Annotated in this window: 14 protein-coding genes; 4 read left to right on the top strand and 10 right to left on the bottom strand. The window is 46.0% G+C overall.

Annotation, left to right across the window (positions count from 1 at the left end; genetic code table 11):
* Positions 1–47 precede the first annotated feature (47 nt).
* The 3 genes from VJL_RS04585 to argC all read right to left on the bottom strand — a co-directional run bounded on the left by VJL_RS04585 (position 48) and on the right by argC (position 3170).
* The gene (locus tag VJL_RS04585; RefSeq protein ID WP_005451488.1) at positions 48–1262 is read right to left on the bottom strand and encodes an argininosuccinate synthase; all 1215 of its coding nucleotides are present in this window, start codon (positions 1260–1262) and stop codon (positions 48–50) included.
* Between the two features lie 90 nt (positions 1263–1352).
* Positions 1353–2144: an acetylglutamate kinase gene (gene argB / locus VJL_RS04580; RefSeq protein WP_038876058.1), complete on the bottom strand. Its 792-nt coding sequence runs from the start codon at positions 2142–2144 to the stop codon at positions 1353–1355.
* 21 nt (positions 2145–2165) lie between these two features.
* Complete coding sequence (argC, locus tag VJL_RS04575) at positions 2166–3170, bottom strand: N-acetyl-gamma-glutamyl-phosphate reductase (RefSeq protein WP_038876056.1); 1005 nt, start codon at positions 3168–3170, stop codon at positions 2166–2168.
* 144 nt (positions 3171–3314) lie between these two features.
* Between argC and argE the strand changes: the two genes are divergently transcribed.
* The 3 genes from argE to VJL_RS04560 all read left to right on the top strand — a co-directional run bounded on the left by argE (position 3315) and on the right by VJL_RS04560 (position 8343).
* Positions 3315–4451, top strand: a complete 1137-nt coding sequence (gene argE, locus VJL_RS04570; RefSeq protein WP_038876055.1) for an acetylornithine deacetylase — start codon at positions 3315–3317, stop codon at positions 4449–4451.
* Positions 4452–4731: 280 nt separating this feature from the next.
* The gene (ppc, locus tag VJL_RS04565) at positions 4732–7365 is read left to right on the top strand and encodes a phosphoenolpyruvate carboxylase (protein ID WP_038873715.1); all 2634 of its coding nucleotides are present in this window, start codon (positions 4732–4734) and stop codon (positions 7363–7365) included.
* Between the two features lie 438 nt (positions 7366–7803).
* Complete coding sequence (locus tag VJL_RS04560) at positions 7804–8343, top strand: PadR family transcriptional regulator (protein WP_038873693.1); 540 nt, start codon at positions 7804–7806, stop codon at positions 8341–8343.
* Between the two features lie 70 nt (positions 8344–8413).
* Here VJL_RS04560 and metF read toward each other — a convergent pair whose 3' ends face one another.
* From metF to VJL_RS04545, 3 genes are all read right to left on the bottom strand, one after another.
* On the bottom strand, positions 8414–9316 hold the full coding sequence (gene metF, locus VJL_RS04555) for a methylenetetrahydrofolate reductase (protein WP_038873696.1): 903 nt from the start codon (positions 9314–9316) through the stop codon (positions 8414–8416).
* Between the two features lie 271 nt (positions 9317–9587).
* A complete protein-coding gene (locus VJL_RS04550; protein ID WP_038873699.1) occupies positions 9588–11996 on the bottom strand; it encodes a bifunctional aspartate kinase/homoserine dehydrogenase II in 2409 nt (802 codons plus the stop codon).
* Between the two features lie 18 nt (positions 11997–12014).
* Positions 12015–13175 carry an O-succinylhomoserine (thiol)-lyase gene (locus VJL_RS04545; RefSeq protein WP_038876053.1) on the bottom strand — a complete coding sequence of 387 codons (1161 nt, stop codon included), beginning with the start codon at positions 13173–13175 and terminating at the stop codon, positions 12015–12017.
* Between the two features lie 229 nt (positions 13176–13404).
* Between VJL_RS04545 and metJ the strand changes: the two genes are divergently transcribed.
* Positions 13405–13725: a met regulon transcriptional regulator MetJ gene (gene metJ, locus VJL_RS04540; RefSeq protein WP_038873704.1), complete on the top strand. Its 321-nt coding sequence runs from the start codon at positions 13405–13407 to the stop codon at positions 13723–13725.
* A gap of 107 nt (positions 13726–13832) precedes the next feature.
* Here metJ and VJL_RS04535 read toward each other — a convergent pair whose 3' ends face one another.
* The 4 genes from VJL_RS04535 to VJL_RS27710 all read right to left on the bottom strand — a co-directional run.
* Positions 13833–15110 (bottom strand): malic enzyme-like NAD(P)-binding protein, encoded by a 1278-nt coding sequence (locus tag VJL_RS04535; RefSeq protein WP_038873706.1) that lies wholly within the window; start codon positions 15108–15110, stop codon positions 13833–13835.
* 207 nt (positions 15111–15317) lie between these two features.
* Entirely contained in the window at positions 15318–15794 is a 477-nt protein-coding gene (gene bfr, locus VJL_RS04530) for a bacterioferritin (RefSeq protein WP_038873709.1), read from the bottom strand.
* 74 nt (positions 15795–15868) lie between these two features.
* Positions 15869–16057 carry a (2Fe-2S)-binding protein gene (locus tag VJL_RS04525; RefSeq protein ID WP_038873712.1) on the bottom strand — a complete coding sequence of 63 codons (189 nt, stop codon included), beginning with the start codon at positions 16055–16057 and terminating at the stop codon, positions 15869–15871.
* A gap of 337 nt (positions 16058–16394) precedes the next feature.
* Positions 16395–16492: EF-Tu C-terminal domain-related protein (locus tag VJL_RS27710; RefSeq protein WP_081947284.1), on the bottom strand; the 98-nt coding region annotated here is incomplete at its 5' end.

The following is a 16492-nucleotide window of genomic DNA, read 5'->3' as shown; positions in this document are numbered from 1 at the left end:
CCCGCCAATAGTGGCAGGTCTCTTATCTTATAAGGCGCTAAATTGGTTTATTTTTTCTGGCTGTTCAACGCACGAATACGGCTTGATAGCGAGTAAAGACGGATAAAGCCTTCAGCATGGCTTTGGTCATAAACTTCATCTTCACCAAAAGTAGCAAATTCTTCAGAGTACAAACTGTTATCCGAACGTTTTTGCGTTACCGTTGCGTGGCCTTTGTAAAGCTTCACAACAACTTCGCCATTCACGTCTTGCGCGAGCTCTTCAGAAGCCGCAAGAATAGACTTACATAGCGGCGTGAACCAACGACCATCGTAAACAAGGTGCGATGCTTTCAGACCAAGCTCCTCGCGGAATTCAAATGATGCTTTGTCCAGCACAAGTTGCTCCACTGCACGCAGCGCTTCCATCATGATAGTGCCACCCGGAGTTTCGTAGCAACCACGAGACTTCATACCCACTAGACGGTTTTCGACAATATCGATACGACCAACACCGTGCTTCGCACCTTTTTCGTTTAGGTAAACCAACGCGTTGTATGGTGTCATCGCTTCGCCGTCTACCTCAACGACTTCACCTTTCGCTACTTTCAAGGTCACGGTTTCCGCTTCATTCGGTGCTTGTTCTGGGTCTACAGTCCACGCCCAGCAATCTTCATTTGGCGCATTCCATGTATCTTCTAGAACGCCACCTTCAGTAGAAATGTGCCATGCATTCGCATCACGCGAGTAAATCTTAGTAAGAGATGCTGAACAAGGAATGTTACGCTCTGCTAGGTAGTCCAGACATTCTTCACGGCTCACTAGATCCCATTCACGCCAAGGCGCAATAACGTGCAGATCTGGTGCTAGTGCTGCAAATGCACCTTCAAAACGTACTTGGTCGTTACCTTTACCGGTACAGCCATGACACAGAGCGTCTGCGCCAACTTTACGTGCAACTTCAACCTGCGCTTTAGCAATGATTGGACGCGCCATTGATGTTCCTAGTAGGTATTTACCTTCGTAGTAAGCGCCTGTTTTTAGTGTCGGGTAAATGTAGTCTGCGACCATTTCTTCTTTCAGGTCAGCGATGTAGCACTCTGAAGCACCTGAAGCTTTTGCTTTCGCTTCAATACCTTCTAGCTCCTCTGCACCTTGACCAACATCGGCAACGAAAGCTACCACTTCACAGTCGTAGTTCTCTTTTAGCCACGGGATGATTACTGAAGTATCTAGACCGCCTGAGTATGCGACTACCACTTTATTTACGTTCACTTTGCTCATGTTTTTTCTCCAAACTTAACTGGCGCTGCTCTCGGCGGTCAGTGCCAACCACTTCCTAATGTTGAATTCTTTAACTGTTTTGCTTCTGCTTTATTGCGGCAGAAACTGCGTTCCAATACTTTCACCCGCGAATAGCTGGGTCAGTTTCTCTGGGTAACGCCATGTCGCGACTTCGATAGGACGACCAAGATCATTGGCAGCCTCCAAAGCGGCTTTAACTTTGACGATCATACCGTCGGTGATTACTTGCCCTTTGATCAACGCATCGGCTTCTTGCTCAGATAGCGTTTTGATCAAATGCCCTTTGCCATCAAGTACACCGCTCACATCGGATAGAAGCACTAACTCCGCATCCAATGCACCTGCTACGGCAACCGCAGCTTGGTCAGCATTCACATTCATCATCTGACCTTTTTCAGTCAGACCAATTGAGCTGATGATCGGCAGTGCACCTGCGCTTAGCACCGCTTGTAAAAGGGTTGAATCACCTGGTGATGCTTTGCCTACAGCGCCTAGCTCTGGATCAAGTTCTTCAACATGACATAACCCACCATCGGCGAGACTAAGACCCACTGCATTCAGACCATCCGCAATCGCTTGACCTTGAAGCAATTTGTTTGCTGTGCCTGCAAGCGCGCCTGCAATCACAGGAATTTGCTCATAAGGCGTCACGCGAAGACCGTTTTTCTTTACGGTTTCAAGCTGAAGCTTTGCCATCAACTCATCAACTAGGTAGCCACCGCCATGAACGATGACGATTTGTCGCTGCGCTGATTTTTGGTATGCCGCAATAGCAGCAAACAGTTGGCTTAAGGTTTGAGTGCAAGATAGAGCTGCACCACCGAGCTTAATGACTAAAGGAGCTTGATTGGTTTGCGTCATCGCATTTCCCTCTTTCAACGACTACAGCAACGCTGTCAGTTCTGGGTAACCGTAATGAATATTGAGACATTGCATCGCTTGACTCGATGCACCTTTAAGTAGGTTGTCGATAGCCGAAATCACAATGATGTGTTCGCCTTGAACCTTCCAGCCGATATCACAGAAAGGGGTATTTTCGACATCCTGAATACGTGGAATACCATCACCTTTAAGACGAACCGCAGGCTTGCCTTGGTAAGCTTGTTCAAACGCTTTCGCCACTTGTGCTTCCGTCACGCCTTGCGAAAGTTTCATGGTGATCGTGGCAAGAATGCCGCGCTTAAAGTTGCCTAGGTGTGGAGTAAAAATCACATCGCAGCCCAAATGCTGAGCAATCTCTGGTTGGTGACGATGGTTAAAGACACCGTAAGGTTGCAAGCTCACTTCACAGAAGCTGTTAACCATGGAAGCTTTACGCCCTGCACCTGATACACCACTGGTTGCGTTAATCACAGGCCATTGGTTGGTATCCAGTAATTCGTGTTCTAATAAAGGTTTGATTGCAAGCTGTGAAGCGGTTGGGTAGCAACCTGCCACTGCAATCAAAGGAGTGGTTTTTATTGATTCTTGGTTCCACTCTGCTAAGCCGTATGCAGCTTTATCTAGCCAGTTGTTATATTGATGTTCGAAGCCATAAAAGGTGTTGTAGAAGCCTTCGCTTTTCACACGGAATGCACCGGATAAATCGAATACCTGACAGCCTGCCTCTAAGAAAATTGGGGCTAAGTCGTGGCTCACTTCATGTGCTGTAGCCAGAAAGACCACATCTGACGCTTGAGCAACCTGCTCAGGGTCAGTCAGCGGCGAAACTGGCATATCAATCACACCCGCTAACTTGCCGTGCAATTGAGCAATGTTCTTTCCTGCATCTACGCTATTGGCGGAAACGTATAAACCTGATAGCGTGAGTTCAGGGTGTTTGTTGACCATTAAAGCCAACTCTGCGCCGGTGTAGCCGCTGGCTCCGATAATCGTGGTTTTTAGCATTACATGACATCCATATACTTAAGGCTGAAAATGACTATTCATATTTAATTTTTGCTTTATTTTGATTTTTTATTCAATAAATATGATTTAATATGTGTTTTACATTTTTGTGCTCTGTCTGTCAACAGGAGAATTGAAGAATCCATGCAATTACCAAGTTTTCTAGAGGTCTATGAAGGACTGATCAGTACCTCTTCGATAAGCTCAACCGATCCAAGTTGGGATCAAGGCAATGCCAAAGTGATCGAGAAGCTGGCATCTTGGTTTAAAGATCTTGGCTTTAGTGTTGAAGTGATCGAAGTGGAACCAGGCAAACACAATATGATCGCACGTATGGGTGAAGGTGAAGGCGGCTTACTTCTCGCAGGCCATAGTGATACCGTTCCATTTGATGAAGGACGTTGGAGTTTTGACCCACATAAGCTGACCGAGAAAGACAACCGCTTTTACGGTTTAGGTACTGCGGATATGAAAGGCTTCTTTGCCTTTATTTATGAAGCGGTAAAGAAAGTCGACTGGAGTAAACAAACCAAGCCGCTGTATGTGTTGGCGACCTGTGATGAAGAAACCACCATGCTGGGTGCGCGTCATTTCACTGAGAACGCACCTTTTAAACCGGATTACTGCATCATTGGTGAACCCACCAGCCTTGTACCCATTCGAGGTCACAAAGGACATGTGGCAAATGCTATTCGCGTAACAGGTAAATCCGGTCACTCATCGGATCCGGCACTTGGTGTCAACGCCATTGAAATCATGCATGAGGTCATGTTTGCCATGATGCAACTGCGTGACAAGCTAGTGAAAGAGTACCACCACCCTGGTTTTGCCATTCCAAGCCCTACCCTAAACCTCGGTCATATTCATGGCGGTGACAGTGCAAACCGGATTTGCGGTTGCTGCGAACTGCATTATGACGTGCGTCCTCTTCCTGGTATTAGCCTTGATGGTTTAGAGAACATGCTGCGCGGAGCCTTGAAAGAAGTGGAAGCGAAATGGCCAGGGCGATTAGAAATCATTCCCCTGCACGAGCCAATTCCGGGGTACGAATGCCAACACGACCACCCATTTATCGGTGGTGTAGAAGAGATCTGCCAAACCAGTTCAGAAACCGTTAACTACTGTACTGAAGCACCATTTCTTCAACAGTTGTGTCCAACACTGGTTTTAGGTCCCGGCTCGATTGACCAAGCCCACCAGCCAGATGAATTCCTCTCTTTCGACTTTATTGACCCAACCATCGATGTGCTGTCACGTGCGATGGTGAAATATTGTTGTTAGTCGCATTCTGTACTTTCCTCACAATGCAGCTCGATTGAGTTGCATTTTGTTATCTGCGCCACGCCCCCCTCTAGCACGCTATATCCTTCTTTTAGAGCGTTATTTTGTAATTAATTTTCACTTCTCCTTCGATAAGCTGACCTATTTTTGCTCTAAATCAGGAGAGAAGTGGAATAATTGCAATCTATGCGTGCTTTATTTGACTAGAACTGGTGCTTTTCGCTAGATTGGAGTCTTAACAAGGACAATGGATGTAGTTTTTTTACGAGGCAGGATGACAATGAACGAGAAATACGCCGCACTCAAAAGCAATGTGCGCATGCTGGGCCACTTACTGGGCAACACAATTCGTGATGCCCACGGCGAAGAAATCTTCGAGAAAGTGGAAACCATTCGTAAATTATCCAAATCGGCTCAAGCTGGAAATAATGCTGACAGAGACAGCTTAATCGAAGAGATTAAAAGCTTGCCAGATGAGCAATTGACGCCCGTGACCCGCGCGTTCAACCAATTTCTAAACCTGACCAATATTGCTGAGCAATACCACACCATTTCACGCCATTGTGAAGAGCATATCTGCGAACCTGACGCAATTAACTCGCTGTTCTCAAAGCTGGTGCAAAATGATGTGAGCAAGCTAGACACGGCACAAGCGGTTCGCGACCTGAACATTGAATTGGTTCTAACTGCGCACCCGACCGAAATCACTCGTCGAACCATGATCAATAAGCTGGTGAAGATCAACGAGTGTCTATCTAAGCTTGAGCTGAGCGATCTCTCTTTCAAAGAGCGTAAGAAAACTGAACGTCGCCTTGAGCAACTTATCGTTCAAAGCTGGCACTCTGACGTTATCCGTCAGCAGCGCCCGACACCGCTTGATGAAGCTAAATGGGGCTTTGCAGTGGTCGAAAACTCACTATGGGAAGCCGTACCTGACTTCTTACGTGAAATGAACGACCGCCTGAAATCTTACCTTGGCGAAGGTCTGCCAATTGATGCTCGCCCAGTGCACTTCTCTTCTTGGATGGGTGGTGACCGCGACGGTAACCCATTTGTAACCCACAGCGTGACTCGTGAAGTGCTGCTTCTATCTCGCTGGAAAGCAGCTGACCTATATCTTAACGACATCAACGAACTGATCAGCGAACTGTCAATGACAGTGTGCAACGATAAAGTTCGTGAGCTTGCAGGTGAAGATCAACACGAACCATACCGTGCGATTCTGAAACAACTTCGCTCACTATTGAACGAAACTAAAGACATTCTAGACGCGAAAGTTCACGGCCAGAAATTGGCAGTCAAAGCACCTCTGCAAAAAGTAGAGCAGCTTTGGGAACCACTTTACGCGTGTTACCAATCGCTAAACGAATGTGGCATGGGCGTGATTGCCAACGGCTCACTGCTGGATACGCTGCGCCGCGTTAAAGCCTTCGGTATCCACCTAGTTCGTCTCGATATTCGTCAAGAAAGTACTCGTCATGCTGATGTGCTTTCTGAATTGACTCGTTACCTAGGCATTGGCGACTATGAGCAGTGGAGCGAGCAAGACAAGATTGCTTTCTTAACCAACGAACTTGCATCTAAGCGCCCTCTTCTACCTCGCGACTGGGAGCCATCAGAGCCAGTTAAAGAGGTTTTGGATACCTGTAAGATTGTGGCAGCACAACCTCGCGAAGCGTTTGGTGCTTACGTTATCTCAATGGCACGTACCGCTTCTGACGTACTTGCCGTGCATCTACTGCTACAAGAAGCGGGGTGCCCTTACCGCATGGACGTATGTCCACTGTTCGAAACACTAGACGATTTGAACAACGCAGAAGCGGTAATCAAGCAGCTGATGGGCATTGATCTATACCGCGGCTTTATCCAAAACCACCAAATGGTGATGATTGGCTACTCTGACTCTGCAAAAGATGCAGGCGTAATGTCAGCAGGTTGGGCGCAATACCATGCGATGGACTCACTGGTTAAGGTTGCAGAAGAAGAAGGCGTTGAACTCACACTATTCCACGGTCGCGGCGGTACAATTGGTCGTGGTGGCGCGCCGGCTCACGCTGCACTACTATCTCAACCACCTAAGAGCCTGAAAGGCGGTCTGCGCGTAACCGAACAAGGTGAGATGATCCGCTTTAAGCTAGGTCTACCTGATGTCGCAGTCAACAGCTTCAACTTGTATGCAAGTGCAATCCTAGAAGCGAACCTACTGCCGCCACCAGAGCCTAAACAAGAGTGGCGTGACTTAATGGATGTGCTGTCCGAGGTGAGCTGTGAAGCCTACCGTAGCGTCGTTCGTGGTGAGCCAGACTTCGTGCCTTACTTCCGCCAAGCAACACCTGAACTTGAGCTAGGTAAACTGCCTCTAGGTTCTCGCCCTGCAAAACGTAACCCGAACGGTGGCGTGGAAAGTTTACGTGCGATTCCTTGGATCTTCTCTTGGAGCCAAAACCGTTTGGTTCTTCCAGCATGGCTAGGGGCTGGTGAAGCGATTCAATACTCAGTAGACAAAGGCCATCAGGCACTACTGGAAGAAATGTGTCGTGAATGGCCATTCTTCTCGACTCGCCTAGGTATGCTTGAGATGGTGTACACCAAGTGCAACATGGATATCTCTCGTTACTATGATCAGCGCTTAGTTGAGGAGCAGCTTCAACCGCTGGGTGATCGCTTACGAGATCAACTTCAACAGGACATTAAGTCTGTCCTGAACGTAGAAAACAACGAGAACTTGATGCAAAGCGATCCTTGGGGCCTAGAATCCATTCGCCTACGTAACATCTACGTAGAGCCATTGAACATGCTTCAAGCTGAATTGCTGTACCGTACTCGCCAGACTGAAGAATCTTCTGCAAACTTAGAAGAAGCACTGATGGTAACCATTGCAGGTATTGCAGCTGGTATGCGTAACACAGGCTAACCAAGCTACGCATAAAGAACCAAAGGCTGAGTTAATACTCAGCCTTTGTTACTACTAACCAATCACTTCTACTATTTGAGCAATACGCAACCAGATATTTAATCCAAGAAAAAAACAAAAAGTCCCCACCAAACAACATAAAACACTACACAAAAACACTATTGAGTATTTTATTAGTTTTTTTGGGTAATTTTGTCCTACTATTCCACTTCATGCTTATTATTTATATACTACTTGCCTGCTGGAAGCTCACAAATCCAATCAAATAGGCTCCAGCTCGATGGAAACACCCATCACTCTAGGTGATAAACGGCTTTAAGGTGACAGGACCAACATTGTTGGTGCTATTTACACATAAAAAACTCAAGCGTCAGAAAGAGCGCAAATGAAAGTGTAAGTAGCTTGTTTACAAGTTTATTGACCATTTGGATTGAAGACATGTCATTACCACACGTAATTTTAACTGTTCTTAGCACTCGCGACGCAACCGGTTACGACATCACTAAAGAATTCTCAGCTAGCATCGGTTACTTCTGGAAAGCAAGTCACCAACAAGTTTACCGTGAACTAAACAAAATGGCTGAGAAAGAGCTGGTTACTTGCGTACTTGAACCGCAAGAAGGCAAACCTGACCGTAAGGTTTACTCAATTACTGACGCTGGCCGTGGCGCATTAGGTGAGTGGTTCGATCAACCAACAGCACACCCAACAGTACGTGATGAGTTCTCTGCTAAGCTAATGGCTTGTGCAGTGCAACCTGCGACACCGTTTCGTGACCAACTTTCTGAACTTGTGGAAGAGTCTCGTAAACTGGTTTCTCATTACAAAGAGATTGAAGCCGCGTACTACGCAACACCATCAACACTAGACAAACAAGCACGACTAGAGCGTCTAACACTTCGTCGTAACTTAATGCTACGTGAAGCGTGGATTAACTGGGCAGAAGAAGTGCTAACAGAACTTGAAGTGATTGGCTAATTCGTCGCTTTGAATAAAACGAAAAAGGCTTGCCGATGGGCAAGCCTTTTGTCTATCTGGGGAAAACGTATTAAGCGCCTACTGCGACTTGTGGGCGAACACCGAGCGTGTGGCATAGTGCATAAGTCATCTCTGCACGGTTAAGTGTGTAGAAGTGAAAGTCCTTCACGCCTTCACGGCTTAAGACACGCACCATATCAATCGCTTGGCTAGCACCAACAAGCTGACGCGTCACAGGATCATCATCCAAACCTTCAAACTGTTTGCTCATCCAACCCGGCACTTTCACGTTGTTCTGCGCCGCAAAGCGAGACGCTTGTTTGAAGTTTGATACAGGCAAGATCCCCGGAACGATTTCTACATCAATCCCTGCCGCTACACAGCGATCACGGAAGCGTAGGTAAGATTCCACATCAAAGAAGAATTGGGTAATTGCACGGTTTGCCCCTGCTTCAACCTTACGCTTTAAGTTAAGCAGATCCGATTGTGCGCTTTTCGCTTCTGGGTGTACTTCTGGGAATGCTGCCACTGAGATATCAAAATCATGGCGTGCTTTAAGCAGCTCTACCAAGTCTGACGCATACATATCTGGCGCACCACCACCTGGTGGAATATCACCGCGCAGCGCAACAATGTTCTTGATACCGTTATTCCAGTAATCGTCAGCAATGTCGATCAATTCATCACGAGTTGCGTCGATACACGTTAGGTGAGGCGCAGCAACAAGACCCGTCGCTGCTTTGATTTCTTTGATGATAGAGTGGGTTCTGTCACGCTCGCCTGAATTTGCGCCATAAGTAACAGAAACGAATTTCGGTTGAAGAGTTTTAAGGCGGTGCACTGAGTTCCACAGTGTTTCTTCCATCTTTTCACTGCTTGGTGGGAAAAACTCAAATGAGACGTTGATATTGTCTGATAGTTCAGCGATATTCTGGTTTAAGGCATCGATATGCCCTGCATGTGTGTATCCCATCTTACTCTCCCTGTGGCAACTCCACCACGAAATCAAAATCCTTAAATCGACGTTTAGACGTCTATATGTCTCCAGAATGTATTGAATACGATTTAATGTCAACCTTGTGATTATGAATTTTTCTCAAGTTAATAATTAGGATAGTTCAAGTTCCTAAGTGACAACCTCATCGCCTAACTCTGTGATTCAGTATGGCATTATCAAGACAATAAAAAACCCCGGAAGCCATCCGAGGTTTTGTGGTAGTTCGCAAAATTGGGCTTAGTAAGATTTAGAATAAGCCAGCTAGGCGATTAAGATCAGATTGAATCGCACCGGCCGTCACTTCACGTCCTGCGCCTGGACCACGAATCACTAACGGGTTATCTTTGTACCATTTACTCTCAATTGCGAAAATGTTGTCACACGGTAGTAAGTTCGCTAAAGCATGCTCTCGTGATAGTGCCTCAACTCCTACCGTTGCTTTACCGTTACGCTCGAGACGGGCGACATAACGTAGCACTTGGTCGTTTCTTTGAGCTTTAGTTAGGCGCTCTTGCAGGATTTCACTTAAGGTATCACCTTGGTCAAAGAAAGCGTCTAGGCTCAAATCTCGCAACTCTTCTGGTACCAACGATTCGACCTTCACACTTTCAGGTTCAATATCCAAACCAGACTCACGAGCTAAGATAACCAACTTTCGCATCACATCAGAACCATCTAAATCTGAGCGAGGATCGGGCTCAGTCAAACCTTGCTGCCATGCTAAGTCGACTAGTTCAGTAAATGGTACCGAACCATCAAATTGTTGGAATAGCCAAGATAGCGTACCTGAGAAGATACCCGACAGTGCGACAATCTCGTCACCGCTTTCACGCAAATCTCGAACGGTGTGATTTATTGGTAGCCCCGCACCAACCGTCGCGTTGTATAGCCAATGACGGCCAATCTTAGCGAAAGCATCTTGTACTTGATGGTAATACTGACTATCAGCTGAACCTGCCACCTTGTTCGCCGAGATAAGATGAATACCTTGCTGTGCAATTTCTACATAACGTGCCGCCAGATCTTTACTCGCAGTGACATCCAGTACCACCGCTTCGTCGAAATTTTGAATCGCACCGAGCTTAGTTAGCCAATTGCTATCATTCTCTATGCTTTCATCATCAAAGCGCTGAGCAACCGTTGCTGCATCAATCCCGTTTTCATCAAACCAGTAAGTTTGGCTATCTACCACCGCCACTAAATCAAAGCTCATGCCGTGGCGTTTTTCGAGCTCTTCTTTTTGCTCTGCGAACAGTGATAACCAACTTGAACCAATATTACCTTTACCACACAAGGCAACCGCTACGCGCTTTTGCGCTTGAAACAGCTGACTATGAATACTTTGTACTAACTCTTCCACTTCGGCTCGGCGTAATACTGCGACGAGACTCAGCCCTGATTGTGCCTCTGAGATAAATTCAACCGGAGAGTCTTTTAACTGCTGATAAAAACCAAAGCAATGATTGGCGTTTTTCGTGACCCCTGCACCTACCGCTGCGAGCAGTGAGTAACCCTCTTTCAGTTTAATTTCAGCTTCAACCGCCAACTCTTGAAGGTAAGCCAATGCACCACCGGCTATCTCGGACGTGTACGCTAAGCGCAATGTTTGTTGGTCTTCTTGCGCTTCAAATGCTAGTGGCTCTAATTGAGCGCGCTTTAACGCTTGCAACACTTCTTTCTGCGCTCGCTCAAAATCATGACCATGCACAAATGAAAGTTGCACGAGTAACACTTCATCAAGAGAGGTAATGATTTTAGCGCCACGACCAGATGCTAATACACGCTCAATTCGGGTTGAGCCAGACTCCGGTTGATAGCTGCATTTGAGGTTCAAATCCATCGTACTTTGAGCAACAGGTTGAAGCGTGCGACTGTGCAATACCGGAGCAGCTAAGCGAGCAAGTTCACTTGCTTCATCTAAACGCAGTAGGGGCAACAAGCATGCATCAGAGACTAAACGTGGATCCGCACTATACACACCTGCGACATCACTCCAAATAGTAACAGTACTAGCTTCTGCCAGTGCACCAATGACCGTAGCCGAGTAATCAGAACCATTACGGCCTAACAGTACTGTCTCTCCCGCCTCATTCTGTGCCATAAAACCTGTGATAATCACTCGCTGATGATTATGTTGTGCCAATGCTTCTTTAATTAGAGCGTAAGAACGAGCGCGGTCGACTTCTGGCTGTGTACCTACTTCTGCACGTAAAAAGGTACGAGAGTCTTGTGCAACCGCTGGCAAACTCTGCTGCGACAGCAATGCAGCAAGTAAGCGTGAAGACCATACCTCACCATGTCCAAGCACTGCGGCTTTTTGAGCTTCTGTTAACGGAGCCGTTAACTCTGCTAGAGTACTGAATTCATCTTGAAGGGAAGCAAGCAGTTGCGTCTGTGCCTCACCTGTTAACAAAGCTTCTACCAATTCAGTTTGGAAGTGTCTCAAGCTTTGTAATGCTTCATGCGCAACACGACCGTCTTTATCTAAACCTTCAAGAAACTCGATCAAGCGATTGGTGGTTTTCCCTGCCGCAGACACCACGACTAAATCATTTTCGGCTGAATACTCTTTTAGTATTTCAACCACACGTAAATAGCATTCGGGGTTGGCTAAACTGCTGCCGCCAAATTTATGCAGCTGACGTTGTACACTCATGACTTTTCTCTCTCCCGATTACTGTGCTGCTTTTAAAAATGCTTGCTCAAGATCGGCGATCAAATCCTGTGCATCTTCAAGACCAACGGATAAGCGCAGTAACTGTTGAGAAACACCAGCTTCAGCTAATGCCGCTTCCCCCATCGCGCGATGTGTCATCGATGCAGGATGACAAATCAAGCTTTCAACCCCACCCAAGGACTCAGCTAACGAAAACAATTCCAGCTCTTTTACAAACACTTTGAGCTGTTCAAATGATCCTGCGAATTCGAAGCTCAACATAGAGCCAAAACCGGATTGCTGCTTCTTGGCGATGTCATGTCCAGGATGCTCTGGCAAACTTGGGTGATAAATCTGTGCAACTAACGATTGAGTCTGTAAGTAAGCAAGTACATCTTGAGAACTTTCTTCATGAACTCGCATTCGCGCACCCAGCGTACGAATTCCTCTTAATGTCATGTAACTGTCGAATGGTGTTCCCGTCGCCCCAATGCAATTGCCCCACCACGCCAGCTCTTCTGCATGCTCTTCACTCTTAGTGATCACCACACCACCAATAACGTCGGAGTGACCGTTAATGTATTTCGTCGTAGAGTGGATAACAAAATCCGCACCTAGCTCCAAAGGCTTTTGGTACACAGGTGTCAAAAAGGTATTGTCCACGGCAACCAGTGCACCGACTTGTTTTGCCTTTTCACACACAGCGGCAATATCGACCACGCGCACAAGCGGGTTTGACGGTGTTTCTAGCAAGATAAGCTTTGGTTTTTTCGCAATCGCCGCATCAAGAGCTTGCTGATCCGACTGATCGACAAACTGCACTTTAAAATCACCCTTGCTCGCACGAGTATTGAAAAGACGATAGGTACCGCCGTAGCAATCGTGCGGCGCTACAATTAGATCATCAGGACCAAGAAACGTCGATACCCAAAGGTTTAATGCTGATGTACCACAGTTAGTAACAACCGCTCCTTTGCCTGATTCAAGCTCGTACAATGCTTGCTCTAGTAAGCCTCGGTTAGGGTTACCAGAACGGGTATAATCGTATTGAGGCACTTCACCAAATGCAGGGAAGCCATAGTTAGTAGAAAGGTAAATAGGTGGTACAACAGCGTTGTATTGGCTGTCTGACTCGATACCAGTGCGTACAGCAATGGTCGCAGGCTTACGGGTGCTCATGGGTGTATCCTTTCACGGGTGGTGACATCTAAATGGGAATGCGCTATATCTAGCTTGTATTGCTCAATTGATTAACACTCTTCCCTAACTATTAACCTCACTTTACTTGTCTAAAAATGAGACGTCAACACTTCTAGACGTCTATATGTCTTTGCTTATGGCAGTAAATGCAGCTAAAATCAGCACCTATATTTATTTTTCTAACTTATTACATTAATGAAGGTGCGCAATGGCTGACTGGAATGGCGAATACATTAGCCCGTATGCTGAGCACGGTAAAAAAAGCGAACAAGTGAAAAAGATTACCGTCTCAATCCCGCTAAAAGTTTTAAAAGTGCTGACTGATGAGCGAACACGCCGCCAGATCAACAACTTACGCCATGCGACTAACAGTGAACTACTGTGTGAAGCGTTCCTACACGCTTACACAGGTCAACCACTGCCAACTGATGAAGATTTGCGTAAAGACCGTCCAGACGATATTCCTACCGAAGCAAAAGCAATCATGACAGCGATGGGAATCGAATTCGAAGCATTCGACGAAGAATAATTGCTTACAAATTCGTCGATGATAGAAGCTGTGCTGGGGACGGTTTCCAAGAACAAAAAAAGGGACGCGAGAGCGTCCCTTTTTTATTTTTAAATTTTACTTTACCACTATTGAGCCATGTAATTCTCTGGCATTTCAATACGTGCCACACCAGAGTCAACCGCAGCTTGAGCCACCGCTTTTGCCACGCGTGGTAGTAGGCGTGAATCCATTGGCTTTGGAATGATGTAGTCAGTTCCGAACTCTAGCTTATCGACGCCAGCTGCTTTTAATACCGCTTCCGGTACTGGCTCTTTCGCCAATTCACGAATCGCGTCAACCGCAGCCAGTTTCATTTCATCATTGATCTCGCTTGCACGAACATCCAATGCGCCACGGAAGATGAATGGGAAACACAATACGTTGTTTACTTGGTTCGGGTAGTCACTGCGACCTGTACCCATGATCAAGTCATCACGCACTTCGTGAGCCAATTCAGGTTTGATTTCTGGATCTGGGTTTGAACATGCGAACACAACTGGCTTGTCTGCCATGAGCTTCAATGCTTCTGCAGGTAGTAGATTTGGACCCGATACACCCAAGAAAAGATCTGCACCTTCAATCACATCTTCCAACGTGCGCTTATCTGTGTTGTTAGCAAACAGCTGTTTGTATTCATTGAGATCATCACGACGCGTGTGGATCACCCCTTTACGATCCAGCATGTAGATCTTCTCGCGCATCGCGCCACATTTGATCAACAGCTCCATACACGCGACTGCCGCCGCACCCGCGCCTAAACAAACAATCGTTGAGTCTTCGAGCTTCTTACCTTGCAGCTCGATTGCATTCAACATACCTGCTGCCGTTACGATCGCTGTACCGTGTTGATCGTCATGGAATACTGGCACGTCACAGCGCTCAATCAGACGCTTTTCAATCTCAAAACAATCTGGTGCTTTGATATCTTCTAGGTTGATACCACCGAATGTATCAGCAATGTTTGCTACTGTGTCGACAAATTCATCGATCGTGCGGTGTTTTACTTCGATATCAATTGAGTCTAAACCAGCAAAGCGTTTGAACAATAGCGCTTTACCTTCCATTACTGGTTTAGAAGCCAGCGGGCCAAGATTACCAAGACCAAGAATAGCCGTGCCGTTAGAAATAACCGCAACCATGTTGCCCTTCGCTGTGTACTTATACACGTTGTCAGCGTTCTGTGCGATTTCACGTACAGGTTCTGCAACACCAGGGCTGTATGCAAGAGCAAGGTCATTTGCAGTTTCAGCAGGCTTAGTTAGCTCTACGGCAATTTTTCCTGGGGTTGGATATGCATGGTAATCCAATGCTTGTTGGCGGCGTTCTTCTTCTGGGGTGACTTCTTGGCGATTGTCTTCAGACATGGATCGTTTCTCTTTGTTATTTTTCGGTAAGGGGGAATAAATTCTAAAGGATAGAAGTCAAACTTCATAGGCTAGATTGCGAGCGATATCCTTAAAAGGGCCGATAATAAAAGAGATTAGACCAGATATTAGTGATGAGCACCCTGTTTACAGGTCAGGTGCTCTTTTTATCACTTGGTTTGGATAGGAAAACAGCGAAATATAATCTCACTCTTCATCGACATATTGTGCTTGTAGGTAATTTTCTATACCTGACATCTGGATCAAACCGAGTTGAGTCTCAAGCCAGTCAACGTGCTCTTCTTCGTCTTCAAGAATATCTTGAAACAGATCTCTAGAGACATAATCGCGAATATCCTCAGCGTAAGCGATGGCATCTTTCAAATCTGGAATGGCGGCCATCTCAAGTTTAAGGTCACACTCAAGCATTTCTTTGGTATCTTCACCGATCATAAGTTTGCCGAGGTCTTGTAAATTAGGTAACCCCTCAAGGAACAGAATACGCTCGATCAAGTGATCAGCATGTTTCATTTCATCGATCGACTCGTGGTATTCCTTATCTGCGAGATGCTTTAATCCCCAGTCTTTATACATACGGGCATGCAGAAAATATTGGTTGATCGCGACGAGCTCGTTACCGAGTATCTTATTGAGATGTTGAATAATGATTGGATCGCCTTTCATGGCAAAGCCCTCCTCTTTGGCTTCATTTAAATGTAGAAGCAAATGAGAAGGTGTCAAAAAGGCTCAGCTAATATTTAGCTAGCTTGTTTCAGCATTAGGTATTCAGTTTCAGCTAAAATTTCTTTCGCTTGCTTGATGCACTTGCCGCATTGACTTCCCAATGCCGTACATCTTTTAATTCCTTTTATATCTGTTACGCCTTCATCTATCGCCAACTTCCTAATTTTCTTGTCAGAGACGCCATGGCAAAGACAAACGTACATATTCACTACCTTTAAATTTCACTATGGAATGAAATATAAACAAGAATCGTTCTTGTTACCAGTTGTATTAAAGCGAATTACAGAACGTTTTGTTATAACGATTTGAACGATTTTGGCGGCTTTCAGTGACTTAGAGGGGTACTAAAAAAGAAGAGGAAGTTAGGTAAAAATAAGGTCATGTTTTTCATAAACAAAACGCATGACTAAGAATGACTGGCTTATAACCATATTGAAAAGAGGAATAGCAGATATAAAAAAGGGAAGCCTTAGCTTCCCTTTTTCTAGCGCTTTCTTCAAGAAGAAGAAGAGTGCAAGATTTTGCTCAATTCGTTAAGAATTATGCGAAGATCTTAGCAACAACACCAGCACCTACAGTACGGCCACCTTCACGGATAGCGAAACGTAGACCTTCGTCCATTGCGATAGGAGCGATTA

This window comes from Vibrio jasicida CAIM 1864 = LMG 25398 (assembly GCF_000400365.1).
Classification (GTDB): domain Bacteria; phylum Pseudomonadota; class Gammaproteobacteria; order Enterobacterales; family Vibrionaceae; genus Vibrio; species Vibrio jasicida.
The sequence above is the reverse complement of the archived record's forward strand: the minus strand, read 5'-3'. Positions and strand labels throughout refer to the sequence as shown.